Raw genomic sequence first — 23,528 nt, forward strand, 5'->3', positions numbered from 1 at the left:
CGCGGCGGGTCACAGGTCCGGCGTGATCCTGGCCTCCTGGATCAGTTGGGCCCAGCGCGCCTGCTCCTGCTGAATGAACTTGCCGCGGAGCGCCGGACCCAGGGTTTTGCGGGGTAGCGAGGGGTCAGGTCGTGATGGCAGCATGGGCGCCATGAACGCCCCCCTCTCCATTGACACCTCCGGCACCGACCGGGAAGTCGCCTCCTGGATATGGCATCACCTGGTACCGCCGCAGGGGCAGGCCGCCACGATTCAAGGCGAGCTGCTGCGCGCGGTTGAAAAGCTGCGTTGGGAGGCGCAGGAGAACGGCAACGCCAATTGGGACGAGGGTTTCCTGATCCTGCTGGCGTTCCTGGAGGATCGACTGGGCGGCCAAGCCGGTGTCGGGGACGCCGACCGGCAGACCATCCAGGAGGACATTCATCGCCTGCGGAACTTCTCGCCGCTGAGCGCGCTTGACGACGGGCTCGGCGATGAATTCAGCGAAGGGTTCGACGGCGACATCGACGCTGAATTGGACGACGACCGCCTGCCGTATGTGGACGACGACCTTTACGACCGTCTGGAGCACTTCGTGGTGGCCTTCGCGCGGGCGAATCCGGTGGCGCTGCCGCACGTCGCGAATCCTCGGCTGCTTCGTTAGGCGTGGGGTGAGGCCCGCCCCCTGGCCGCGGACGGCGTGACCGCCTTCCGCGCTTGAATGTCGGATCCGGAAAGCAATGAAGAGGTGCCAGGAATGAAGCGGCAGTCCATCGAGTTCGTCGAGGCCAGGAAACCGATTCGCGAGCGGGTCACCAAGTTCGGCGGCCAGCCGGTGTGGCTGACCGAGGCGCAATGGCCGCTCAGCGCCGCGTCGGGACGACCGATGCGCTTCATCTGCCAGATCGCCGTGTCTCCCGAGCTGTTCGGCGCCACCAGCGCGCGAATGGCCTACGTCTTCATGACCGATGACGAGGCGTACGTCGACGGCACCTGGGAACCCGACGGCGGCGAGAACGCGGTCATCCTCCAACCGGGCTCGACGGCGCTGCCCGTCGAGCCGTTGACGGAAGGTCCGACGCTGTACCGGATGGTCAAGAAGTTCTTCCGGACGCAGCTCGTGCCAGAGCCTTGTGAGTTCGCCGTCCAAGGTCCCGTCACGCAGGACCCGGCGTATGTTCCCGAGTCCGTTCGCGCCGCATGGCCGCCCGAGCAATGGGAGGCATACGCCAACGCGCTCGACGGCAACAAGATCGGCGGGACGCCCATCTTCGTGCAAGGCGATGAATTTCCCGGCCCCGGCTCGTGGCAACTGCTGCTTGAACTCGACTCGACCGGCGTGCCGTTCTTCGTCAACTTCGGCGATGCGGGCGTCGGTTATGCGTTCCTCTCGGACGATGGCGGCACGGGGAAGTTTCTCTGGCAGAGCGCCTGAGCCAACGGCCGGCGCGACGCCGCCGCGCGGTGATTCGGCGGCGGCCTGCCGGGCGCCGGCCTCGTTACCGCAGCTTCTCCCGCGCCGCCTTCGCCACCAGATAGATCCGCCCCGGCTGGTCGAGTGATTCCTCGTCGGCCGAGATCACCGCCAGCGCCGAGTCCAGGGTCTTGCGCGCCGCGGCGGTCTCGCCGCGCTGCTGCATCGCCACCCCGCGCAGCGCGTCGATGCCCGCCGGCCAGTTGCCGGTGGCGCGTGTCGCCTCCAGCACCTCGGCATCGAGCTGGTCGATCAACGCCTGCGCGCGGACCGTGTGGCCCAGCTGCAATTCCACCAGCGCCAGCACGAAGATCGCGTCCTGCGTCTGCGGGCCCTTCGGACCGACCAGCCTGTTCAGTTGCTGCTGCGCCAGCCGCGCCTTGTCCAGCGCTTGCGCCGGCTGGCCGGCCTCGTTCTCGACCCGGGCCCAGTTGACCATCGTGACGTAGGTGAGCGGATGCGCGTCGCCCAGTTTGGCCCGCGCCCGCTCATGCACTTGCTGCGCGTATTCCCGCGCGCGCGGCCAGTCGCCGCGTCGGAAGGCCACGCCCATCAGCTCGTTCAGCAGCGTGATGTGGCGTGAATGGCTCTGTCCCAGCCGCGCCTCGATCACCGGCCGTGCCTGCAGCAGCAGTTGCTCGACCGCCGCATGGTCCTCGCCTTGCGCCCGAGTCATCGCCAGCCGCGTCAGCGCGATCAAGAGCTCGTTGTCCTGCTGCTTGCGTCCACGCGCTTCCTCGATGAGCTGGCGGCCCGCCTCGTTCGCCTCGTCGAGCTTGCCGGCCATCGCCAACGAATGGATCAGGTCCAGCCGCAGCAGGTCCCGCAGCGCCGTCACGCTCGGCTCGGCCGGGTCCATGCCGTCGATCGCGGCGCGCAGTTCCTCCACCGCCTTGGCGAATTCGTTCCGATCCACGAGCAACGCGCTGCGGGTCATCGCCACGCGCTGCCGCGCATGGGGCTCGTCCTTCAGCGGGGCGCTGAGGCGCTCCAGCGTCTCCAGTTGCTGGGCCGCCTCGTCGCGCCGGCCCAGCCGGCTGAGCACCCGCGCCAGCACCGCCCGCGCCTGCAGGCCCTGGTGATCGGAGGTGGAGGTGCTGTGCTCCAGCAGCGCCAACGCGCTGCGCGCCTCCTTCTCCGCGTCCGGGAGCAGGTCGATGGCGCTGAACATCGCCGCCAGGCTCTGGTGGATGACCGCCTCGGTCTCCGGCTGCGCCCCGAAGCGCGTGCCGACCCGGTCGCGGGCGCTGGTCAGTACCTCCCGCAGCGTCGTGTCCGCCCCCTTGGCGGACACCAGCGGATTGACCCGGCCGATCAGGTCCTCGGTCAGGAAGCGCGTCAGCGCGATGGCCCGCTGCAGTTCCACCCGCGCCGCGTTGCGCGCCTGCACCGCCTCCTGCTGCAACCAGATCGCCACCGCCACGCCCAGCACCAGCACCGCGAACAGCGCCCGCACGATCGGCCGGCGCGCCTCGGTGCGGGCCAGCAGCTCGCGGTCGCGCCGCAGCGTCTCGTCGGCCTCGCGCCGCGCCCGCAGCGCCACGTGCCGTTCGTCCAGGCGGCGCAGCCGGTCCGCCAGTTCGTCCGCGCCGGCCAGACGGCGCAGGGGGTTGCCGTCGGTGGCCAGGCGCAGATCCTCGCGCAGCAGCTCGTCCTCGATCTCCGCCTCCCAGCCCGGCGCCATCGGCTGGCCGACACGTCCCGACAGCAACTGGTACAGCAGCACGCCCAGCGCGTAGACATCGCTGCGGACCGTCGGCACATGGCCGACGAACAGCTCCGGCGCCACGTACAGCGGCGTGCCCGAGGTGGCGTCGTCGCCGGCGCCGCCGTCCTCCACCGTCATGCCCAGCCGGGTGATGCCGAGCTGCTCCAGCCGGTCCGATTCCATCAGGTGGCCGCTGCCGAAGTCGGTCAACCGCACCTGGGGGGCGGCGGCGCCTCCCCAGACCAGCACGTTGGCGGGTTTCAGGTCCTTGTGCAGAACGCCCACCGCATGCGCCGCGGCCACCGCGTCGGCGATCTGCAGGAACAGCGCCAGCCGGGCCGGCTGGTCGAGCGCCGCCAGGTGCTCGTCCGCCCAGGCCGCCAGCGTCGGGCCGCCGTAGCGGCATTCCAGGAAGAAGGGCGTGGTCTCGAAGTTCCAGTCCAGCACGTCGACGACCCGGCTCGGATCCTCCAGGCCGTCCTGCAGCAGGCGCAGCAGCGTGACCTCCCGCTTGAGCGCCCGCAGCCGGGTCGTGTCGAGCGCGAACTTGTAGACCCGCAGCTCATGCGTCTTGGGGTGCTCGCCCAGCCAGACCTCGCTGCCTGCGGTGCGGCCGAGCTGCTCCAGCAGGGCGAAGTTCGCACGGCCCGGCACCGGTTGCCCGGCCGCCAACTCCAGCGGGCTGGTGAACTGACGGCCGACGGCGGTCCGGGTCACCGGCCCGTCGAGTCGGTAGCCGATCCGGGCCTGGGTCGCGATGTGGCCGGCGTTGGTCTCCCCGAGCGCGCGCCTGAGTTTGTTGATGGCGTTGGGCAGCACCTTGTCGACGGTGACCCGGCCGGCCCAGACCTCGCGCAGCAGTTCGTCCTTGGTCACCACCTCGCCGGCATGCCGCAGCAGGTAGTCGAGGACCTCCAGCGCGCGGCGCTCGACTTCCACCGGCAGGCCCGCGACACGCAGCTCGAAGCGGGCCTCGTCGAATTCGGCACTTCCAAATCGGTAACTGAAGGCTGACTTTTCCATCGGAACGCTCACCAGGAGGGTGGAAAGAGGAGGGGGCCCGGCCATTAGACCGCCTGGCGCGACGGCGCTACGGCGTGTCCAGCCCATCCCGACACCGGCCCTGTCGACGTTACCGATCCGTTATCGACCCGTGACTGCCTCGTGCCGACGGCCGGAGGGGCGAAACCTAGCATGACCCTGACCGTGCCCTCCCGGGACGCGGCACCTTCTTCGTACGCAACCCATTCAAAGCATGAAAAACCTACAGGCTCGGACCCTCGCGTCGCGGCACGGACGCACCCTCGGCTGGATGGCCTCGGTGGTCCTGACGGCCTCCGCGCTGTCCGGCTGCCTCGGCAGCGACAACAACGACAACCCGGATCCGGGGACCGGCCCGGGTCCCGGGCCCGTGAAGGTCGCGGTCACGACCAGCGTCACCGGCAGCGGGAAGATCACCACCAACACCGGCGGCATCGACTGCGGCACGGCCTGTTCCGCATCGGTGGACACCGGCACGGTGCTGCAGTTCACCGCCACGCCGGCCGCCGGCCAGGTGTTCCAGAGCTGGGGGGGCGCCTGCGCCACCACCGCCGCCGCGACCTGCAGCGTCACGGTCACGCAGCCGACCACGGTCACGGCGACCTTCATCGCGCAGCCCGCCAGCACCTTCGCCCTGACGACGGCGGTGACGGGCAGCGGCAAGATCACCTCGCTGCCGGCCGGGATCGATTGCGGCACCACTTGCAGCGCCACCTACGCCCCAGGCACGCCAGTGGTGCTGACCGCGGCGCCGGCCCAGGGCCAGGTCTTGCAAGCCTGGGGCGGCGCCTGCTCGGGCACCGCGGCGGCCTGCACCGTCACGATGAGCGCGGCCCGCAACGTGACGGCCGCCTTCGCCGCCGCGCCCGCGCAACCGCTGGCCTGGGGCACCCCGGCGCTGCTGGAGAGCAGCAACGACTTCAATGTCTCCAGCACCAATCAGTTCGCCGACACCAACGTGCTGTCGGCGATCGACGTCAACGGCAACGCGCTGGTGCTGTGGGAGCAGTCCGACGGCTCGCCCGACGGCAACACCCGCAAGGTCTGGTCGCGCCGCTACACGCCGGCCCAGGGCTGGGCGACGGCCGTCCAGGTGCCGGGGCTGACCAGTGCCGACTCGCTCGAGGTCATGGTGTCCGGGCGGCTGCTGATGGACGCCGCCGGCAACGCGGTCTGGGTGCGGGACAACTTCCAGACCCGCCGCTACAGCGCCGGCGCCGGCTGGACGGCCACGCCGTTCACGCCGACCAACGGCGCCGGTGGCAAGCTGACCGACGCCAAGATCGACGCCGACGGCAACGTGCACATCGTGGGCATCGGCAACGATGACGTGCGCTACAGCCGCCTGCCGGCCAACAGCAACCAGTGGTCGGCCTTCGTCGACGTCAGCGTCTCCACCCTGGCGACGCGGGCCGCGCAGATCGCCCTGGGCGCCCAAGGCAGCGTCATCGCGATCTGGCAGGAGCGCAACCCCGGCGACAACAACGACAGCATGAAGGCGAGCCGCACGACCGCCACCGGCTGGCAGACGCCGGTGCGCATCGAGGAGATCCTGACCGACGTGCGCGACACGACGCCGCGCCTGGCCAGCGACAGCGCCGGCAATGCCGTCGCGGTCTGGCACCAGGGGGATTCGATCTACGTCAACCGCTTCGACGCGACGGCCGGCACCTGGGGCACCGCGGCGGAGGTCGACACCAACCTGGCGTACCCCATCTCGACGATCGGCATCGCGATGGCCGCCGACGGCCGCGCGGTCATCGGCTGGAACGCGGGCGTCTCGCCGCTGAAGGCGCTCAGCTTCGCGCCGTCGTCCGGCTTCTCGACGGCCGCGCTGGTGAACGCCTACGCCGCCGGCTTCAGCCTGGGCATCGCCCAGGACGGGCGCGCGGTGGTCGTGTATCGCAGCCCCGAGGTGCCGGGCGGGCCGACCGGCCTGTCGAACAACCTGTTCGTGCGTGAACTGCCCTGGGGCGGTGCCTGGAGCGCGGCCGCCCTGATCGAGACCGGGGCGGGCGACATCAAGTCCAACTCGACCTGCTCGATGAACGCGGCCGGGCAGGCCGTGTGCGCCTGGGCGCAGGACGACAGCACCGCCACGACGGCGCGCAACAGCCTCTGGGCCACGCTCCGGAGGTAAGGCGTCCCCGCGCCCCGGCCGCGTCGCGCCGGGGCAGGGGGCCATCACGATCCATCGACCCCTGGGCCCGCGAGGCGCCGTTGGCTAACATCCGCGGCGCCTCGTGGCGCTCACGCACATTCAAGGAGACAGGGATGACTTTCAATTTCGCCGCCTTGCTGACGGCCGTCGCGCTCATCGGCGCGCCGGCGGCCGCAGCGCCTCCGACCGCCTCGCCGCTGGTGGGCGAGTGGACGCTGGACGTCGCGACCTTGCCGATGCCGCCCGATGCACGGCCCCAGCGCGTCGCGCTGGCCTTCCGCGACGCGCCCGACGGCAAGTGGTCGACGAAGGTCGAGATCGTCGATGCCAAGGGGACGCGCCTGCATTCGGCGTCGACGGTGGCGCTGGACGGGACACCGGGCCGAGCGACGGGGACCTATTGGGTGGACGTGATCGCCGCCAAGATGCCGGCGCCGAACGTGCTGGTGATGCAGTTCGTCTACGAAGGGATTCCGCGGTCGACGCGGGTCTATTCGGTCAGCGCCGACGGCGCGGTGCTGACGGAGACGGAGGTCTATTTCAGGGATGGCGCGCCGGTGCTGCGGACGGCGCATTTCACGCGGGAGAAGGGTAAGAACTGACCCCTGGCGCGGGCGGTCCGGCCGCCCCGCGCCTGGCCGCATCCTCGGCCTTTTCACCCGTCCGTCGCCGGCCCTGGGCCGATGGCGGCGTGGTCGTCCGATTCCCAGAATCGATCCGGGAATCGATGGCGGGCCCTCGGCGCCGCATCGCTCTCGCCACCGCCGCGGGCTGCGCGGCTCATTCCTCGAGGATCGACCATGATGAATCAAGCCACCCTGCTCAGCCACCGCGATGACGGAGACTGGAAGGACTATCACAAGCTCCTGAGAAAGTTCTATCAGGAGGTGTCGGACCAGCGTCGGACGCAGTACCAGCAGGCCTACACCGCCGCGTTTCTCACCCGGCATGCGGTGGAAGGCACCGTGACCAAGCAGAAGGCGCTGGACGTCGCGCGCGTGCGCTCCAACGACGGCACCCGTGATTTCGAGTCGACCATCGTCACGCCGGATCTCCTGGCCGCGGTAGTCCTGGAAGTGAACAGCCGATTCATCGCCGGACACGGCGCGGCGTTTCAAACCTATCAATTGCGCGAAGCCTCGGGCCAACTGATTCACGTCAGTTGCAAAGCCAACCAGGGCTTCCTGGTGCGACAGGGCAAGGGCTCGTTCAATGTCGGATTGAATGAGAACGGCATCATCAATCACCTGGAGGCGAGCAGCTACGACAACCTGTGACCGCGACGGCCGGCCATCCATGCCGGCGCGCCCGCGGACATGAGCCCGCGGGCGCGGTGACGCGCGGTACCGCACTGGCGATCGGTCGGGGATTCCCACCGCGACGCCCACCCCCCCCGTTTTTCACCTGCCCGATCTCGGCTTCGTGCCGATGGCCCGGGAGGACGTCCACCCGCAGCATGGCCTTTTCGTCACGGAGATTGCCCATGTCCCACGTCCTGCCCGCGTCGCCGCCCGACGGCGATCATTTCCGTCCCTCCGAATACACCGCGGCGTTGCTGCGTCAGGTCAGGCTGCGCGCGCCATGGCACGGGCGCGTGCTGGAGATGGGCAGCGGCAGCGGCGTGGTGCTGGCCGCGCTGGCCGTCTCCGGCGCGCGGCAGATCGTGGGCGTCGACATCGAGCCGGAAGCGGTGCGTCGCACCCGTGCCCTGCTGGAAGCGCTGCCCATGGTGCCGTCCATCGTGCATTGCGGCGATCTCTGGGAGCCGCTCGCCGGCGAGCTGTTCGATCTGGTCGTGTTCAATCCGCCGCAGTTGCCGGTGCGGCATGACACGGGCGACGTGACCGGTACGGCCGGTGCTGCCGGTGCGATCAGGCTGCGCTCCTGGAGCGATGGCGGCGCCTTGGGCCGCGACGTGCTGGACCGCTTCATCGCCGGTCTGCCGGGTCACCTGGCGCCGGATGCGCTGGCGTTGATCACGCACAGCAGTTTCATGTCCCTGGAGGAGACCTTGCGCCAGCTGGAGATCCGGTCCCTGCGCGCCGAGGTGGTGGAGACGGTGACCGTGCCGATGTCCGACGCCAAGCTGCGCCAGTTGCCGCCCGGCTGGCTCGAGCAGCAGTCGCGTCAGTCCGTGTATCGCATCGGACCTTACGTGTTCTGCGATTTCCATGTGCTGGAGATCCGGCATGCTGCCGCCACGCCGATTCAGTGACGTGGCGAGCGATCTGGCGCGGGCGATGCGTGTCGCGGCGCAGATGCTCGGGATGGTGGTGATGATGACTGTCGCCATCCCGGCCGGACCGGCGACCGCGGCGACGACCGCATCGGCCGTGGAGCCCGGCCGGCGGTCGCCACAGTCGCCGCGCGCCTGCGCGCTCTCGCCCGACGCGCTGGCGCGCGTTCAATGCCGCGGCGAACTGCGCGTGGGCATTCGCGCGGACTATCCGCCGTTCGGCCAGACCACGCCCGCCGGTCCGCAGGGCTTCGAGCCCGCGCTCGCGCGGCGTCTGACGGCGCGGCTGGGCGTGGTCCCGCGCTTCGTGGAGGTCAGCGCCGCGGACCGGATGGTGGCCCTGGGCGAGGGGAGGGTGGACGTGCTGGTCGCCACCACGGGTCACACTGTCCAACGCGATGCGCAGGCCCTTTTTGTGCGTCCGCACTACTACCAGTCGAACACGGTCGTCGTCGGCCCCCGGAGCCTGCGGCTGGAGAAGGGCGACGGCCTGCCCGCGCTGTTCGGCCGCACCGTCTGCGTGACCATCGGCAATTCGACCAACGCCGAGCTGGCCGTGCGCGGAGGCCGGCTGATGCTGTTCGCCAGCGCCAGGCAGTTGGTGGAGCAGGTCCGCAACGGTGCCTGCGCGCTGGCGGCGCATGACGACAGCCTGTTGCTCCCCCTGCTGCCGGCCGGACATGAGGTGAAAGCGTCGTTCGCGCCGCTACCCTGGGGTGTCGTCGTGCCGCTGGATGGCGCGTCGATGGCGCGCGTGTTCAGCCAGGCGCTGCGCCGCGATCATGCGGACGGCACGCTGGTGCGCCTGGCCGAGACCCACGGCGTGGACGCCCGCTGGCTGCGGGAGCAACAGCGGCGCTGGTCCTCGTGGCCTTGCGACCAGCCGGGCGAGCTCGCGGCGCGCGAGACGACCGACGGCCCCGATGCCGGCGATACGCAGGGCTGCTTCGATCCGCCCCGGGACAGCCAGCTCGCCGCGACGCCGATCGCGGAAACCGTCGATCGTATGGAACGCTGGCTGCGCGAACGCTGGGGACTGGAGCTCACGCTGGCCATGCTCAAGACGCAGGTGGCCCTGCGGCTGTTCCTGGAGGGCGTGTCGATGTCGGTGGCGCTGGTGCTGGGCGCGGTGCTCGCCACCGGCGTGCTGGCGCTGGCCTTCGGCGCGGCGCTCACGGCTCGCGGACGGTGGCTGCGCTGGCCCGCACGGGGAGCGCTGGCCGCGGTGCAGTCGACGCCGCTGGTGCTGCACATGTCCGTGGCCGGCCTGCTGCTGAGCAGCGCCGGGCTGGCGACCATGGGCATGGTCTGGCTGGTCGCCGTGGCGGTGCTGGGACTGTTCAACGGCAGCCACGCGGGACAGGCGCTGGCCGAGTCCCGCATCTGCCTGAGCGCCGCCGGAGAGCCCTCGGGGCTGCTCGCGGCGGGACTGCACGCGCGCGCGCAGTTGATCGCATTCGCCGCCAATGCGACGCGCGGGACGCCGGCGGCCTCGCTGATCGGCGTGCCCGAGTTGCTGGCGGCGCAGACGGACATCGCGTCCTTCTCCAGCGAATCGTCGACGACTTTCGTCGTGCTGCTGGTCGTCTACGTGGCACTGGTCGCTGGCGTGATGGCCCTGCTGCATCGACTGGAACGTCGATTGCGGACCCTGGACGCGCGGCCATGACGACCGAGCTGCTGCAGACGCTGCCAGTCTTCGCGCCGCTCTTCCTGCGCGGACTGCTCGTCAACCTGACCCTGGCCGCCCAGGCGTTGATGCTCGGCCTGCCGGTCGGATGGATGCTGGGCGGGCTGTGCCGCCTGCGCCAGCCGGCCTTGCGGCGCTCCGCGGGGTCGATCGCGCGGCTCCTGGTCGCGCTGATGCGCGCCGCGCCGGCCTTCGTCGTGATGCATGTCCTGCTGCATGCGCGGCCCGCGCGCTGGGCGATCTCGGCCGAGCAGGCGGTGGTGCTGTCGCTGGCGGCGTTTGCCGCCGCGTACGTGGCGGATCAACTGCGCACGCGGCCGTCCCGGTCGAGCGCGCGTCGGCGCGGGAATGCCCGGCTGTTCCTGACCGGCCTGGTCCGGGTCTATGTGGTGATGGTGCTCTCCAGCGGCTTCGGGGCCGCCATCGGCGTGACCGACGCGACGGCGGTCACGCTGCGCGCGCTGGCCCAACTGTCCACGACATCGGATCGTCTCTGGCTGATCGGCGGCGTCGTGCTGGTGTTTTTCCTGCTGCGCCAGGGGATCCATGGGCTCATCGGCCTGATCGCCCGGCTGCCGGCGCGACCCGCGCGGGACGCGCTGCCGGAGTGAGCGGCACCGGCGGCTCGCGGTCGCCTCAGCGCCCGTCGGCGACGACGTGGGGGCGTAGCCGTTCCAGCCGAGCCAGGGCCTCCTGCTCATGGCCGCGTCGCAGGATGATGGGCTCCGCCACCCGGAACACCAACCGGCCCAGTCGCCCGGGTCGGCCGTGCCGGCGCACCCGCCGCTGCGCCCAGGCCAGGGCCTGCAGCAGCACGGCCAGCACCACCGTGTCGATGAACGCGCTCAGCGACCGCATCGTGCCGAGGACCGACACCAGCGTCAGCAACACCAGCGTCGGGCCCCAGTAGGCATCGACCAGTCCCGCGGCAGCGCTCGGCAGGTGGGAATACAGCCAGGGCGTGCCGTCGCGGCTCCATTCCTGCGCCAGCGGATGCAGCGCCAGCCCCGCGCTCGTCTGGCGCGGAAACTCGCCCGCCTCCGAGACCAGCGTCTGGCCCTTGTGCACCACGTTCATCGCATGCAGCAGCGCATAGAGCACGGCCGGGTGGATGTCCGCCTGCACGATCACGTTCACCGCGGCGCCGATCATCGCGACGTCGTGCGGCGGCTGGGGGCGCTGCAGGTCGAAGGCGCCGCGCACCAGCGTGGCCGGCTTCAGGTAGTCGACGTGACGTGAGATGCCGGGCGCGTCGCCGACGGACACGAGGACCAGGCCGGGGTCGGCGGCCAGTCGGCGGACCAGCGCGTTGTTCGGTGCCAGCATGAAGAAGCCGGCGTCGTGTTCGCCGCGCTGCAAAGCCGCGGCCGCCTCGGCGATCGGTTTGAAGGAGAAGGTCGCATTCGCGCTGGACACGGCATACCGTCCCAGCACGTCGCGCGCGGCCTGCGCGGTGATGCTGGCGTCCGGGGGCATCACCAGGCGGCGACCCGCCAGGCCGGCAAGTGTCGGCGGCGCCTCGATGCCGCGGCGCAGGAACAGGAACAGCGGCTGCAGCTCCACCACGCCCGCGGACAGCACCTGCGGATGCCGCAGGACATGCACGCGCTGCGCGCTGAAACCGATCTGCACGCCGCTGGCCTCGTCGTTCACGCGGTCGATGATGCGCAGGCTCTCGTCCTGGTTTCGCACCTCGACCTGAAAGCCATGCGCACGCAACTGCTCGGCGTACTGCCGGGCATGCACGTCGAACGATCCGCCGACCGGACCGGCCTGGATCACCACCGGCTCCGGCGGCAGCGCCTGTCGCAGGCTGCCCGCCGTCAGCCACCACAGCAGGGCCAGCCCCAACAACACCCACCAGCTTGTCTTCGACATCGTCAGCTCCCTCGATCGCCGTCGTGGCGCGTCGCCGATGATGGGCGCGCGAGGCAGGCCGTTCGACAGGCCTCGGGTCGCGAGGCGTGCGGTCTCGGATATCGCGCCGTTGGGACTCGGACTTCGCCGCCATACCCTGGCACGGCGGGACCGGCCCTCTGTAAGCTCTTACATGTCGATCGCGGGACCCCGCCCGCTAGCATCGCCGGCTCGTCGACGGGCGAACGGCCCGCGTCGCGTGCCGATGCCGTCGTGTCCGCACGAGGTTCGCGCGAGGTTCGTGCTCTTCACGGAAAGTCATGCCGCATCGATTGACGCTGCTCACGGCGCGTGAGCGCCAGGTATTGAGGCTGGTGGCGGCGGGATTGCCATCCTCGGCCATCGCGGGCGAGCTGATGCTCAGCGTCCATACCGTGCGTGTTCATCGTGTCAATCTGCTGAGGAAACTGCAGGTCCGCAACTCGGCGGAGATGATGCTCATCCTTCATGCTGCGGAAGCGCGCGCACGGAACGACGCCGACGACCTCCTCCCAAACGCCCGCCGCCGCTGACCGTCCGGGAGCGGCAGGTGATGCATGCGCTGGCGCTGGGCCGCACCAGCAAGCAGATCGCGCGCGCCCTCGGCGTGAGCGACCAGACCGTGCGCAAGCATCGCGAGAACCTCATGCGCAAGTTCAATGTGCATTCCGCCATCCAGCTGATCGCGCTGAGCCGCGGCATGGACCCGGACCCGGACCCGGACCCGGACCAGTCCAAGGGCCTCGGTGCCGGACGCGGCGCGGGCAGGGGCGTGCCCGAGCCGAATCTCGGCAACTGACCTACGGCATCTGCGGTATTGGCGCGATTGCGGCGTCTCCCCATCATGACGCTCAATCAGCGACGGCCCTCGAAGCAAGGGCCGAGAACAGGGAGAAACGATGCGAACACGAGTGATGGTGATAGCCCGCCACCAGCTGTTGAGGGAAGGTCTGGTCTCGCTGCTGCGTGGCCATGCCGACCTGGAACTGGTCGCGCAATCCGGCGATGGACAGGAAGGCGCCCGACTGGCGTCCGAACTGCGGCCCGAGGTGGTGCTGATGGACATGGAGCTGCCAGGTCTGAACTGCGTGGATGCGACCCATCGCCTCCTGGGCGGGTCGCCGTCCAGCCGCGTGCTGTGCCTGGCGGGCGGCGAGCCGCCGCACCGCATGCGGGCGGCGCTGGATGCAGGCGCGCGCGGCATCCTGGCCAAGGACAGCAGCGCCGATGAGTTGCAGCGCGCGATCGCGGCGCTGACGCGGCGGCAGTTCTACTTCAGTCCGGCGCTGACGGAGGCGGCGATGCTGGCCTGTCGCGAGCCGGTGGCGGCGCAGGTCAGTGCCTTCGTGCGGCTGACGCCGAAGGAGCGCGAGATCGTCCAGTTGCTGGCGGAGGGCTTCACCACCAAGCAGATTGCCGCGCAACTGGACGTGAGCCACAAGACGGTCGCGTCCCATCGGGAACACGCCGTCGCCAAGCTGGGCCTGCGCGGCGTGGCCGACCTCACGCGTTATGCGATCCGGGAAGGGCTGGCCCAGCCGTGACGCCGGGCTGGTCCAGCAGCCGGTCCAGCAGGGCGCTGAGGCGCTGGTGCGAGGCTTCGTCCACGCCGGCCTGGCTGAGCTGGTCGCGCAGCAGTACCAGTTGCTGGGCCAGCTCCAGCTTGGACTGGGTGACGGACTGCCGCGCATCGGCGCGCGACTGGTCGCGCACCGCGTCCACCTGGTTGCGGCGGTCGCCGTCGAAGATGGATTCCACCGTGTCCACCAGCCGCTGCAGCACGCGATGGACCAACCGCGCCGAGAAGCCGCCCAGCAGCGCCAGCAGCGGTTTCTCGACCGTGGGATTGTGGTTCGGACCCTCGATGGGCACCAGCATCGCCAGCATCAGGCCGGCGACGATGCCGAGTCCGATGCGCACCCAGTACGAGGCATCGAAGAGCGGATCGTAGTTGGCGCGCGAGACATAGGTCTGTGCCGTGAACAGCGCCTGGAAGGTGCTGCCCAGGCCGGCCGCCGTCAGCAGGAAGGTGGTGATGGCGAGCTGTTGCCAGCCGGACAGCTCGAACAGGCCGGCCGAGATGGCGGCGCTGTTCACCAGCGGCGAGAGGCTGACGAGCATGAAGCCGCCCAGGCAGAAGAAGGCAGCCAGCGTGAGGCGTCGCACGTTGCTGAGCGGTCCCAGCACCGACGCGCGCGTGGCGGACATCTGCAACAGCCGCAGCGTGCCGGGCCGCGCCGGCGCCACCAGGCGCGCCAGGTCGGCATGGAGCATGGCCAGCGCGGCCAGGTCGTTGCCGGTGGTGGGGTCGTCGTCCAGGGCCAGCACCATGGCCTGAGACATGCTGGACGGCATGGCCAGGCCGTTCGCCAGCACATGCCGCAGCATCGCCTGGATCTCGGCGTGCAACTGCTCCGTGAGCAGCGCGGCGCCCAGCGCGGTGGCATCCGTGGAAAGCGCGGTGCCTGTGTTGCCGTTGGACATGGCGTCCTCCGCAGTGATTCGACGAGGGGAGGCCGATGCGCCTATCAGGCGACACATCGGGGCGCCGTCAGCGCGACGATGGCGCCTGCAGCTCGATGAGCTCCGGGACGCGCTCGCTCGCGTCCTTGGGCGCGACATCCTTGAACAGATAGGACGGCGCGCCGCCGCGCCCCGAGTCGCGCAGCACCGAGATCGACTGGAAGAGCCGCCGGTCGCAGTAGGGCGCCATGCCGTTCACCCCGTTCTTCAACGGCACGATCGTGTATCGATGCCCGCCGTCCGGCGTGAAGCTCACATGCCTGAGCCCCAGCTTGCAGGACGCGGGTGGACCGAAGCCGAGCTCGGATTCGCCGCTGCCGCGCAGGTCCAGGGTCAACGCGACCTTCTGCGTGGTGTCTGAACGCGTGAAATCGATCAGCCCGGTCAGCACCGCGCGGGGAGGGGCCGCGTCCAGTTGAGCGGCGGGGTCCCCGACGCGCGAGCTCGAGTGAGACGGGGGCGATCCGATCGCGTGGATGTCCCGCGGCGTCAGGGCGGCGCCCAGCAGCGCGATGGCGACGGTGACGGGATAGAAGGCCGAGCGCGGACGCCGGTCGAGCCGATGGAGGAGCGAGTGGTCGGGCGGATGACCGACGAACGCGCGGGCGATGAAACGGAAGGGACGCATGCTGAATCTCCCGGGCTGTCGTGCAGCCGACGTGGACGAAAGAGGAGGCGGATGCCGCCGTCTCCGGCGGAGTCCGCGATCGTCAGGTTTGGAAGGAGGGTGGGGCGGGCGGCGGCATGGGCGGCGGCTTGCGGGCGAAGCCGACGTGGTAGGCGATCCACTGCAGCACCACCTGATGCTCGCCGATCCGCACCAGCGTGAAGCTGCGCTCCACCGCCAGCAGCGTGCCGGCGGGCTGGCAGGTCAGGCAGTGGTTCAGTTCCGCCATCCGGGCCTCGGTTTCCTCCCGGGTGCAAAGCCGGGCGGGGTTCTCGCTGCCCACGACGATGCGCTTGACGTGCCGCACATTGCTGAGTTCGACCATGGCCGCCGCCCTCCCCGAACTCAGGCCGGCTGGGCGACGGGCGCGGCCACCGGCGTCGCGCCGGCGGACGTGCTGCTGTTCGTCACCTGCTTGGGTCCGGAGATCGAGCGCGGCGCCACCGCCGTCTGCAGGATGTCCATCACCCGCGACAGGCCTTCCGGCATGCCACCGTCGGCGGCGTGCACCTCGACGTGGTACTTGGCGGAGTTGTCCGAGCTGCGGGTGTTCTCCTGATGGCTGGAGATGGAGCCGCTCACCTCCACCGAAGCCTTGAAGGGGCCGAAGCCGCCGCTGGCACTGGCCTTGACGGTACCGGACTTGCTGCCGCCTTCCTTGGCGCTGAAGGCGGACTTGACCTCCATGTCGAATGTGATGTCCACGGTGGTGATGCTCAGGTTGGGGATCTTGACGATGGCGAGCAACGGCACGCTGAGCTCGACCTCCTCCTCGTAGAAAGTGCCGCCGGGCGTGGAGGGCCCTGCGCCTTCGGCGGGACGCCGGAAGCTGAAGGTGACCTGGCGGGTGGCGGTGGGGACGCCGTTCTCGTCCTGCAGGAAACCGACGGTCTGGATGAAGTTCGCCGTGGCCTGGGCCAGTCGAATCTGCGCGTCGCAGGCGGCCGTCAAGGGCGCGCCGATCAATTCGCCCATGGGCAGTCCCTTGAACTGCTCGGCGATGTTCACAAGTTCAGCCATTGATCACTCCTTGAATGGCAAGAGGAAATGAAAAGAAAGGACAAAGGGAAAGTCGGAATCACCCGGCGTCGTTCCCTGGCGGCGCCGGCATCGGCGCAGGCTCCGCCGATCCTTCGGGTCGATCGGCCGCGCGGGCCGGTCGGCCATCACGTCATGGGGGGCAGGGTGCTGAAGACGCCCTGGACTTGCGTCAACTGGTTGACCAGCCGGGCGTGGCCGTCGGTGGGTTCGGTGCCTTCCACGCGCAGCACCACGTGGGCGGTGCTGCGCCGGCCCACCAGGGGGCCGCGCGTGTGGACCTGCACGCTCTTGCGGATGCCGCCCGCCACGCCCTGCCAGGCACTACCGGTGGGCGTGGCCTCGGCATCGGGGGGCGCGTCGTCGGCGATGGCGCCCAAGTCCACGTCGAAGCGGATCTCCACGTCCTTGATCTTCAGCGCGTTGCTCGGCACCAGCGACAGCAGCGGCGCGCGATAGAGGTCCTCGCTGCCTTCGGGCGCATCGGGCCGGACGGAGGGCAGCCGGATCAGGACGGTGCGAGGGCGGTTGTCGTCGTCGAAGTACTGCGCGAGCTTGGTGATCTGGTGCTGCTCGATCCGGTCCTGGGCGTCGATGACGGCACCGGCCAGCGCCTCGATGAGGTCTTTCAGTTGGACTCGGCTGCTCATGGTCAAAGCACCGGAAAGCAGTCAACGCGATTGAGCCAACCCTTGAGGTACTTCTGCAGCACCGGGCGGGTCTTCACGAGGCGCTCGTAGTACTCGATGCGCCGCCGGCGCAGTCCTCGATAGGTTTCGACCAGATCGGAGCGCAGCAGCGCGGTGGCGGTGGAGGCGCCGAACTGGCCGTCCTCGTCCAGCGGCGGTTGCGTGCCGGTGGCGTTGAGCTGGCGCTGCAGCTCGCGAATCGCGTTGCCGCCGGCGTTGACGTAGAAGTCGACCAGCAGCTCCGCCAGTGCCTGCAGCGGAATGCTGTCGGCCTTGAGCGCGTCCCAGTAGTGGAGCTTGTAGAGCTGGCCGGCATGCTCCCGGGTCAATCGCTTCAGCGCGTCGACGCTGGTGTCGGTCAGCCCGAGCTTCGGGCCGTGCGCCTGGAAGGTCTTGAGCGTGATGCCCATGTTGGTGGCGCCGCCGGGGTCTTGCGGGTCATCAACGAAACCGCCCTCGAAGCGCAGCAAAGTCGGCAGGTAGTCGGCGAAGTTGGCCATGACGCAGATCCTTGTGGGGCTGGGATGGCGTCATGGTCGAAGCGGGCTGCGATTGGCGGCAGCGGTGGGATGCCGGGATCGGGGAGGCCAATGTCGGGGGTTGGGCTCGGCTTGGGCGAGTGATGCGGGACTCGTGTTTGTAGAGTCACATAATGCACAGTCTGATACAGACTGGAAATGTAAGTCATTGATCCAGAAACGAAAAAGGCGCCCGGGGTGGCGCCTTTTGGCTGATCGGAGGAGGGGTCAGGAATCGAGGCGCCGCAGTTGCGCGGACCAGAATTCGCGCTCCTCTTCCGTGCGTGCCCGAGCAACGTTCAAGGCGAAGACGGCCACAGCCGGGTCGACGCCCGCAACCTCTGCAAGCCGCATGGCTACGGGGCTTTCGGGGATCGAGAGGCCCTTGCGATAGTTGTACATCGCGTTCGGATTGATGCCCACCAGCTTGGCGACGCGGTAATCGGTCACGTTTCCTGCGCGCTCTCGCGCCAGATCAAGCAATTCGTTCGTCGACAGCATGGAACCCCCCGGTTCGTGGCCTTGTTGCTACAGGTCGCGACTCTATCCCGACTATCCCAAGCGGGGAATATCGAAGGCAACTTGGTACTACCAGGATCCTTGAGATACCGTGCGCTCCGCAGACCGGGTTCCTTGAAACATCCCCCGGTTCCTCCCCGGTCTGCCCCGCAAGGGTCTGTGCTCCGGGTCGTCCTTGAATGGTCACGAGAGCGAGCACAGGCCCTTGGGGCTGGGGGTAAAGCGAACCAGGGGGTTCCATGCTTCAGCTGTCTTCCGTTTCCAAAGAGGGCGTCCATGTCCGCATGTCGACGTCGTTCTCGCCGGCCCACCGTGAGGTGTTCAAGGGCCGCGCTCACCTGACGATCCAGACGGGCGACTGCTGCCTGGACACCTATCCGACCGCCGGCGACATGCGCGCCCTCGCTGCGGAGTTGAACGCCGCCGCTGATCGCGTCGAAGCCGACGTGGAGGGCTGAGCCATGAATCAGGAACTCATCGTGCGGCTGCACATGGCCGTCAAGGCGGTGCGGCTCATCGCCGAGGGCATCGCCTGGGGCGCCCTGGCGGCCCTGGCGATCATGTGCCTGATCCTCGTGAGCACGGCTCTCGGCCAAGCGCACGCCGCGCAGCCGCCCGCGCCCGGCATGTTCTGTACGTATACGAAGCAGGTCGACCCCGGCCGCGACACGCCCCGTACGTATACGGTCGAGGTCGTCGCCCACTTTGAGCGATCCGAGGACGCGAACGGCCAACCCTGGCTGTGGGTCAAGCGTCCCGGGCAAGCGCGCTTTCAGTCCGTCCTCGCGACAGCTGCCGACCTGTCGGAGTGCCAGCGATGAGCGGCCGCGTCGAGCAGCTGCTGAACCAACTGGCCGACGAAGCCAAAGGAATCCGCAGTCAAGCCGAGGAGCGCGTCGAGGCTGACGCCATTGTCAATTTTGCGGCCGGAATGGAACGCGTCATCGGTGCGGTCCGCTCCGCTTTGGCCGCCGAGAGCAGCGCTGCGGACCCTGTTCGCGAAGACCTCGCGAAGCAGTTGGAAGAGGCGCTGACGTGCATGGTCCGGCTTGAGGGGAGCCTGAATCAGCTGGGTTGCCCCGGCGAAGCTGAGCGCCTCGCGGCGATTGGCTTCCGCATCTGGCGCGTGATGCGCGCCCTCGGGGGTGTGCGATGAGCGGCAAGCCCGTGACCGTTCGGCGCGAGTTGCGCCGCGACAAGGCCGAGTGCCCGAACCTGCCCAAGGGCCAAAGGTGCGCGGTCTGCGGGGGCACGTACATCTGTCTACGCTCCGACCTGCCGAAGGCCGGCAAGTCGTCGAAGGCACCGGAGGGGGACAAGCGATGAGCGGACCACTTCCCCAGGCCCTGGCGAGTGCCGCGAGCGCACACGCCCTGCGCGCCCAGGCTGACAAAGAGGGGATCACCATCGGCCGGCTGGTGCAGCGCCTCGCGATGCCCCGGCTCGTCAAGCGCCCCGCCGACGTGGAGCGCGCCGCCGAGAGCCTGCCGGGCCGGACGTGGCGCGAAATGAGCATTCGCACCCGCACGGTGCTGGTCATGCTCGCCAGCGCCCACGACGGAGACGCGCGCGCGTACGCCTCCCGGGCCTGGGAGGCCCTGGCGCCTGCGGATCAGGTGTCCATGGCCGCGTGCGCCCGGGAACTCGGCCGCGACCTGAGCGGCGCCCGCTGCCTGTACTGACCCGATGAGCCTCGCCCAGGGCCTCGCGGGCCTCGCCTCGCCGCATCTGTACGACCTGCCGGCCGCCGACTGGGAGACGCCCAGCGAGCGCCGGCAGCGCCGCGAGGCCGAGGAACGGGCCATGATCGACGGCATGCGCTGGAGCGCCGTGCGCGAGATCGCAGATGCCGGCCATGCCCGCGTCACTGCTCCGATCGATCCACACGCTCCCGACCGCGCCCTGTGCGACCTCGCGCGCCGGCGCGCCGACTTCATGCTGGACGCGATCAGCACCGCCGGGGTGGTCATCACTCGCGAGTGGCTGAATGAATGGCTGGTGCAGCTGGAAGCGCGCCCGTTCGACCCGTACGCCCCGAACGGCGGCCCGGTTGAGGATCAGCTTGCCGGCATGGTCAAGCGCGCCTCCTGCGCGCACTGGTGGCGTCGGCAGGTGCGCCGCGCGGCCGTACGTAAGCGGGAGGCCCAGGCGCAGGCCCGGGGCTTGATCTCCGTACGTACGAGCCAGCCCTACGTAACGGACGAAACGCTACAGCGCCGGGCGAAGCGGCAAGCCAGCAACCGGGCCATCCTCGAAAACACAGAGATCGAGTCGCCGGACGGTGAGGTCATCAACCTGTGGGCGGCGGTCGACGCCAGCACGGCCAACAAGGCGGTTCGGCGCGGCGAACTCATGACGCGAATTCGCGGCTGCGACGAGTGGGCGCAGGCCCGGGGCCTCGCCGGCGTGTTCACGACGAACACCCTCCCGAGCCGCTTCCATGCCCAGCGGTTCAAGGGCGGCCAGAATCCGGCCTGGGACGGCAGCACGCCGCGCGACGGCCAACGCTGGCTGTGCAAGACCTGGGCGCGTGTCCGGGCGGCCTTGCACCGCGAGCGCATCGGCGTCTTCGGGTTCCGCATCGCCGAGCCCCATCACGACGGGTGCCCGCATTGGCACATGCTGCTCTGGGCCGAGCCCGAGAAGCTCGAGAAGTTGCAGGCGGTCATGCGGGCGCACTGGCTCAAGGACGCCGGCGACGAACCGGGCGCGGCGAATCACCGCGTCAAGTTCGAGCGCCTGGACCCGAAGAAGGGCAGCGCGGCGGCCTACGTGTCCAAGTACATCGCGAAGAACATCGACGACGCCGGCGCGGTCGGCGCCGAGGGGCACCGCGACGACCGCGACGGCGAGCAACTGGAGATCGTCGAGGGCGGCAACAAGGCGGCCCGCGTCGAGGCCTGGGCCGGCGAGTGGGGAATCCGGCAGTTCCAGGCCATCGGCCAGCCGCCGGTGACGGTGTGGCGCGAACTGCGCCGCGTCGAGGCGCAGGCTGTCGAGGGTATGTCGCACCGCGTCAGGACCGCCCACGAGGCGGTGAACCGAGACGGCGAGCGCCGGGCCTGCTGGCGCGCGTACATGGACGCCCAGGGCGGCGCCATGGTGGGCCGCGACTACGGCGTCCGGGTCATCGAGGAAACCGAGGGCAGGGAAGGGCGCTACGGCATGACGTATCTGCCGCGGCCTGTGGGGGTGTTCGACGCTGAGCGCCCGCAAGTCCTGGCACCGAGCAACCGGAAGCAGTGGCGCCCGAAGGGCACCTGGGGCGCCGATGAGCGCCAGCATGCGCGCAAGGGCCTGAGCGGCTGGGCGCGCGACACGTATTTGCGTCTTTGGGCAAGGTCGGCGCAGCCGGCCGCGCAGCCTTGGACCCGTGTCATTAACTGTACGCGTCGAGCCGGCGCGGCGGATCTGATCGCCCGCATGGACGCGTGGCAGAAACCGAGCATCGAGGGGCCGGGGGGCCATCTGGACTCAACATCATGGGCGAATCTGCCAACACCCCCCGCACCGTCACCGAACTCGCCGCCGTCTTGGTCAACGCGGCTCGAAGCGCTCCGTTCTTTCCGGCCGGACTGCGCGACAACCTGACCGCCGCCGCCGAGTTCGCCTCGGCCATGGCGGATCGCGTCGCTGACTACGACGCCGCCGTGAACAGCCTGACCCAGGCCAACGTGCAGCTGAACGTCGCCGTTCAGGGTCTGCTCGCTCAGAACGCCCGGGCGGAAAGCGATTTCGCGGAACTGCTGGTCAAGCTGACCGAGATCGAAGCCCGCTTGCCGGAAGCCTGAGCTATGGCGGCGCGCGAAACCATCCGCGTCGTCGTCTGCCCGCTGTGCGGCGGCGGCGCGGACATGCGACTGTCGGGGAACGGGCTGGCCTATCTCGCAATGGACTGCTGCAAGGCGCAGCTATTCACGCGAGGGCCCGAGAGCGATGAGCTATGCCGCGACCTGCCGGACGTTCCGGCCCAGCCGCTGCCGGCGCCGCCGCCGCAAATCGCTCCGGTCGCGGCCTTGCAGCTGCCCCCCGCTCCGGCGACCACCCCTCCCATTCCCAAGGCACCAGCACCAGCACCCGCGCCGGCCAAGCCGCGCATGGGCTGGGGCGCCTTCCCCAACGCATGAGCACCGAAGACACCCAACAGCCGGCCGACGCGCCGGCACCCGACACCGGGGGCGCCGCCGGCGGCCCGGATCTGTCGCATCTGCTCGCCGAGGTCGACCAGGGCGAGGCCGCGACCACCCAGGCGCAGGCCCAGGCCGATCAGCAGATTGCCGCCGAGCAGGTGGGCGAGGCTCGCGTCCAGTTGCGCGCCGCGCTGAGCATGCTCAAGCTGATCGCGGCGACGAAGTTCCGCTGGTGGCCGGAGTTCGACGACTGTTGGTCCGACGCCCAGCTGGACGCCATCGCCGACGCCGGCGCCCAGGTGATGCAGCTGCACGGCCTGACCATGGGCGAGATCATGACGCGGTGGGGTCCGTACATCGCGCTCGCCGGCGCCGTGGGCATGCCGTCGCTCGCCACGTACGCCGCGATTCAGGAACGCCGCGAGCAGCTGGCCGCGCAGGTCCGCCGCCCGGTCATGGCGCCCCCGCCGGCGCCGCCCAGCAGCGCGCAGGAGGGCGTCCGCCTATGAGCGTGAAGAACGAACCCAGCATCGAGGCGTACATCGGCGCCACGGGCAGCGGCAAGGGCGTGAGCCTGAAGCGCCGGCTCAAGGCGCTCAAGGGCGGGCGGCTGCTGATCTGGGACCCACGCAACGAGTACAGCGACTTCGCGCCGGCGGTCGACAGCTTGCGCGCGCTCGTGCAGGCCTTCCACCAGCGCGCCGGCCCGGTGAAGGCGCGCTACGTCGCCAACGATCACCAGCCGCTGGCCGAGCAGTTCGACTTCGTGTGCCGGCTGGCCTTCGCGGCTGGGAATCTCGTGTTCCTGGCCGAGGAACTGACCGACGTGACGAAGCCCAGCTGGGCGCCGCCGGCGTGGCGCAAGATCATCACGCAGGGTCGGCATCAAGGCCTCGTGGTGCTGGGCGCGGCGCAGCGGCCGGCGCTTATCGACAAGTCGTTCTTAGGCGGCTGCACGTACATCCGCTGTTTCACGCTGCGCTATGACGATGACCGCCGCGCGATGGCGAAAGCCCTCGATGTGAGCCAGGATCGCGTCGACGCGCTGCGCACGATCAAGGACGACAGGGGGACCGTGATCGGCTACCTCGAACGCGACTTCAGGCACGACGACGAAGCCAAGCCGGGGAATATCCGGCTCAAGGCGTCTACGTAACGTTGGAGCCCCCTTGCGGGGGCGCCTGCGCGCATCGCCTAATGCCGCCTGCATCCTCTGCAACCCTCGAAAGGACCGTGATGGTTTCCCAAGTCAAGAACGC

General features: G+C 69.7%; 30 protein-coding genes. 20 read left to right on the forward strand and 10 right to left on the reverse strand.

Translation table 11 applies throughout. The features are described from left to right. Window positions 1-9: 9 nt before the first annotated feature. Window positions 10-144, reverse strand: coding sequence for a hypothetical protein (locus CDN99_RS29550; RefSeq protein ID WP_259374730.1), 135 nt, complete (start codon window positions 142-144; stop codon window positions 10-12). Here CDN99_RS29550 and CDN99_RS25455 point away from each other — a divergent pair. Then, complete coding sequence (locus CDN99_RS25455) at window positions 143-643, forward strand: hypothetical protein (protein ID WP_088388094.1); 501 nt, start codon at window positions 143-145, stop codon at window positions 641-643. The two genes, CDN99_RS29550 and CDN99_RS25455, sit on opposite strands and share 2 nt — an antisense overlap. A gap of 93 nt (window positions 644-736) precedes the next feature. Beyond that, window positions 737-1,414, forward strand: a complete 678-nt coding sequence (locus tag CDN99_RS25460) for a DUF1963 domain-containing protein (RefSeq protein WP_088388096.1) — start codon at window positions 737-739, stop codon at window positions 1,412-1,414. 64 nt (window positions 1,415-1,478) lie between these two features. Here CDN99_RS25460 and CDN99_RS25465 read toward each other — a convergent pair whose 3' ends face one another. Beyond that, entirely contained in the window at window positions 1,479-4,184 is a 2,706-nt protein-coding gene (locus CDN99_RS25465) for a protein kinase domain-containing protein (protein ID WP_158218964.1), read from the reverse strand. A 232-nt stretch (window positions 4,185-4,416) separates the two neighbouring features. Between CDN99_RS25465 and CDN99_RS25470 the strand changes: the two genes are divergently transcribed. The 6 genes from CDN99_RS25470 (at window position 4,417) to CDN99_RS25495 (ending at window position 10,900) form a co-directional block, all read left to right on the forward strand. Beyond that, window positions 4,417-6,342, forward strand: a complete 1,926-nt coding sequence (locus tag CDN99_RS25470; protein WP_141100989.1) for an InlB B-repeat-containing protein — start codon at window positions 4,417-4,419, stop codon at window positions 6,340-6,342. Window positions 6,343-6,476: 134 nt separating this feature from the next. Next, complete coding sequence (locus tag CDN99_RS25475) at window positions 6,477-6,965, forward strand: LuxR family transcriptional regulator (protein ID WP_088388102.1); 489 nt, start codon at window positions 6,477-6,479, stop codon at window positions 6,963-6,965. A 201-nt stretch (window positions 6,966-7,166) separates the two neighbouring features. Further along, entirely contained in the window at window positions 7,167-7,640 is a 474-nt protein-coding gene (locus CDN99_RS25480) for a hypothetical protein (protein ID WP_141100990.1), read from the forward strand. 206 nt (window positions 7,641-7,846) lie between these two features. Further along, complete coding sequence (locus CDN99_RS25485; protein WP_158218965.1) at window positions 7,847-8,578, forward strand: methyltransferase; 732 nt, start codon at window positions 7,847-7,849, stop codon at window positions 8,576-8,578. Beyond that, entirely contained in the window at window positions 8,553-10,268 is a 1,716-nt protein-coding gene (locus tag CDN99_RS25490) for a transporter substrate-binding domain-containing protein (protein ID WP_158218966.1), read from the forward strand. Before CDN99_RS25485 ends, CDN99_RS25490 begins: the two co-directional genes overlap by 26 nt. Continuing rightward, on the forward strand, window positions 10,265-10,900 hold the full coding sequence (locus tag CDN99_RS25495; protein ID WP_088388110.1) for a hypothetical protein: 636 nt from the start codon (window positions 10,265-10,267) through the stop codon (window positions 10,898-10,900). Before CDN99_RS25490 ends, CDN99_RS25495 begins: the two co-directional genes overlap by 4 nt. A 25-nt stretch (window positions 10,901-10,925) precedes the next feature. Here the strand turns inward: CDN99_RS25495 and CDN99_RS25500 are convergent, their stop codons facing one another. Then, complete coding sequence (locus CDN99_RS25500; protein ID WP_088388112.1) at window positions 10,926-12,167, reverse strand: type 2 periplasmic-binding domain-containing protein; 1,242 nt, start codon at window positions 12,165-12,167, stop codon at window positions 10,926-10,928. Window positions 12,168-12,466: 299 nt separating this feature from the next. Here CDN99_RS25500 and CDN99_RS25505 point away from each other — a divergent pair, with 299 nt between their 5' ends. From CDN99_RS25505 to CDN99_RS25515, 3 genes are all read left to right on the forward strand, one after another. After that, a complete protein-coding gene (locus tag CDN99_RS25505) occupies window positions 12,467-12,718 on the forward strand; it encodes a LuxR C-terminal-related transcriptional regulator (protein ID WP_088388114.1) in 252 nt (83 codons plus the stop codon). A 20-nt stretch (window positions 12,719-12,738) separates the two neighbouring features. Further along, window positions 12,739-12,984: a response regulator transcription factor gene (locus tag CDN99_RS25510; RefSeq protein WP_088388116.1), complete on the forward strand. Its 246-nt coding sequence runs from the start codon at window positions 12,739-12,741 to the stop codon at window positions 12,982-12,984. Between the two features lie 100 nt (window positions 12,985-13,084). Next, window positions 13,085-13,729, forward strand: a complete 645-nt coding sequence (locus CDN99_RS25515) for a LuxR C-terminal-related transcriptional regulator (RefSeq protein WP_088388118.1) — start codon at window positions 13,085-13,087, stop codon at window positions 13,727-13,729. Here CDN99_RS25515 and CDN99_RS25520 read toward each other — a convergent pair. The 7 genes from CDN99_RS25520 to CDN99_RS25550 all read right to left on the reverse strand — a co-directional run bounded on the left by CDN99_RS25520 (window position 13,689) and on the right by CDN99_RS25550 (window position 18,121). Further along, window positions 13,689-14,669, reverse strand: a complete 981-nt coding sequence (locus CDN99_RS25520; RefSeq protein WP_088388120.1) for a hypothetical protein — start codon at window positions 14,667-14,669, stop codon at window positions 13,689-13,691. The two genes, CDN99_RS25515 and CDN99_RS25520, sit on opposite strands and share 41 nt — an antisense overlap. Before the next feature lie 67 nt (window positions 14,670-14,736). Further along, window positions 14,737-15,336, reverse strand: coding sequence for a hypothetical protein (locus CDN99_RS25525; protein ID WP_088388122.1), 600 nt, complete (start codon window positions 15,334-15,336; stop codon window positions 14,737-14,739). Between the two features lie 82 nt (window positions 15,337-15,418). Further along, on the reverse strand, window positions 15,419-15,700 hold the full coding sequence (locus tag CDN99_RS25530) for a hypothetical protein (RefSeq protein WP_088388124.1): 282 nt from the start codon (window positions 15,698-15,700) through the stop codon (window positions 15,419-15,421). A gap of 20 nt (window positions 15,701-15,720) precedes the next feature. After that, a complete protein-coding gene (locus tag CDN99_RS25535) occupies window positions 15,721-16,395 on the reverse strand; it encodes a DUF2589 domain-containing protein (protein WP_088388126.1) in 675 nt (224 codons plus the stop codon). Between the two features lie 146 nt (window positions 16,396-16,541). Next, on the reverse strand, window positions 16,542-17,063 hold the full coding sequence (locus tag CDN99_RS25540; protein ID WP_088388128.1) for a DUF2589 domain-containing protein: 522 nt from the start codon (window positions 17,061-17,063) through the stop codon (window positions 16,542-16,544). A 2-nt stretch (window positions 17,064-17,065) separates the two neighbouring features. Then, window positions 17,066-17,602 carry a glycoside hydrolase family 108 protein gene (locus CDN99_RS25545; RefSeq protein ID WP_088388130.1) on the reverse strand — a complete coding sequence of 179 codons (537 nt, stop codon included), beginning with the start codon at window positions 17,600-17,602 and terminating at the stop codon, window positions 17,066-17,068. 246 nt (window positions 17,603-17,848) lie between these two features. Next, window positions 17,849-18,121 (reverse strand): hypothetical protein, encoded by a 273-nt coding sequence (locus CDN99_RS25550; RefSeq protein WP_088388132.1) that lies wholly within the window; start codon window positions 18,119-18,121, stop codon window positions 17,849-17,851. A gap of 257 nt (window positions 18,122-18,378) precedes the next feature. Between CDN99_RS25550 and CDN99_RS28485 the strand changes: the two genes are divergently transcribed. The 9 genes from CDN99_RS28485 (at window position 18,379) to CDN99_RS25590 (ending at window position 23,425) form a co-directional block, all read left to right on the forward strand. After that, window positions 18,379-18,597: a hypothetical protein gene (locus CDN99_RS28485; RefSeq protein WP_141100991.1), complete on the forward strand. Its 219-nt coding sequence runs from the start codon at window positions 18,379-18,381 to the stop codon at window positions 18,595-18,597. A 3-nt stretch (window positions 18,598-18,600) separates the two neighbouring features. After that, entirely contained in the window at window positions 18,601-18,960 is a 360-nt protein-coding gene (locus tag CDN99_RS25555; protein WP_088388134.1) for a hypothetical protein, read from the forward strand. Next, a complete protein-coding gene (locus tag CDN99_RS25560; protein WP_088388136.1) occupies window positions 18,957-19,295 on the forward strand; it encodes a hypothetical protein in 339 nt (112 codons plus the stop codon). The genes CDN99_RS25555 and CDN99_RS25560 overlap by 4 nt, the downstream gene beginning before the upstream one ends. 166 nt (window positions 19,296-19,461) lie before the next feature. Then, the gene (locus CDN99_RS25565) at window positions 19,462-19,821 is read left to right on the forward strand and encodes a hypothetical protein (RefSeq protein WP_088388138.1); all 360 of its coding nucleotides are present in this window, start codon (window positions 19,462-19,464) and stop codon (window positions 19,819-19,821) included. 4 nt (window positions 19,822-19,825) lie between these two features. After that, window positions 19,826-21,730 (forward strand): replication endonuclease, encoded by a 1,905-nt coding sequence (locus CDN99_RS25570; protein WP_088388140.1) that lies wholly within the window; start codon window positions 19,826-19,828, stop codon window positions 21,728-21,730. Then, window positions 21,673-21,930, forward strand: coding sequence for a hypothetical protein (locus CDN99_RS28810; protein WP_088388142.1), 258 nt, complete (start codon window positions 21,673-21,675; stop codon window positions 21,928-21,930). The genes CDN99_RS25570 and CDN99_RS28810 overlap by 58 nt, the downstream gene beginning before the upstream one ends. Window positions 21,931-21,933: 3 nt before the next feature. After that, complete coding sequence (locus CDN99_RS25580; RefSeq protein ID WP_088388143.1) at window positions 21,934-22,266, forward strand: hypothetical protein; 333 nt, start codon at window positions 21,934-21,936, stop codon at window positions 22,264-22,266. After that, window positions 22,263-22,778, forward strand: a complete 516-nt coding sequence (locus CDN99_RS25585) for a hypothetical protein (RefSeq protein ID WP_088388145.1) — start codon at window positions 22,263-22,265, stop codon at window positions 22,776-22,778. Before CDN99_RS25580 ends, CDN99_RS25585 begins: the two co-directional genes overlap by 4 nt. Continuing rightward, window positions 22,775-23,425: a P-loop NTPase family protein gene (locus CDN99_RS25590; protein WP_088388147.1), complete on the forward strand. Its 651-nt coding sequence runs from the start codon at window positions 22,775-22,777 to the stop codon at window positions 23,423-23,425. Before CDN99_RS25585 ends, CDN99_RS25590 begins: the two co-directional genes overlap by 4 nt. The last annotated feature ends 103 nt before the right edge of the window (window positions 23,426-23,528 follow it).

The organism is Roseateles aquatilis (assembly GCF_002205645.1).
GTDB classification, from domain to species: Bacteria; Pseudomonadota; Gammaproteobacteria; order Burkholderiales; family Burkholderiaceae_C; genus Roseateles; species Roseateles aquatilis.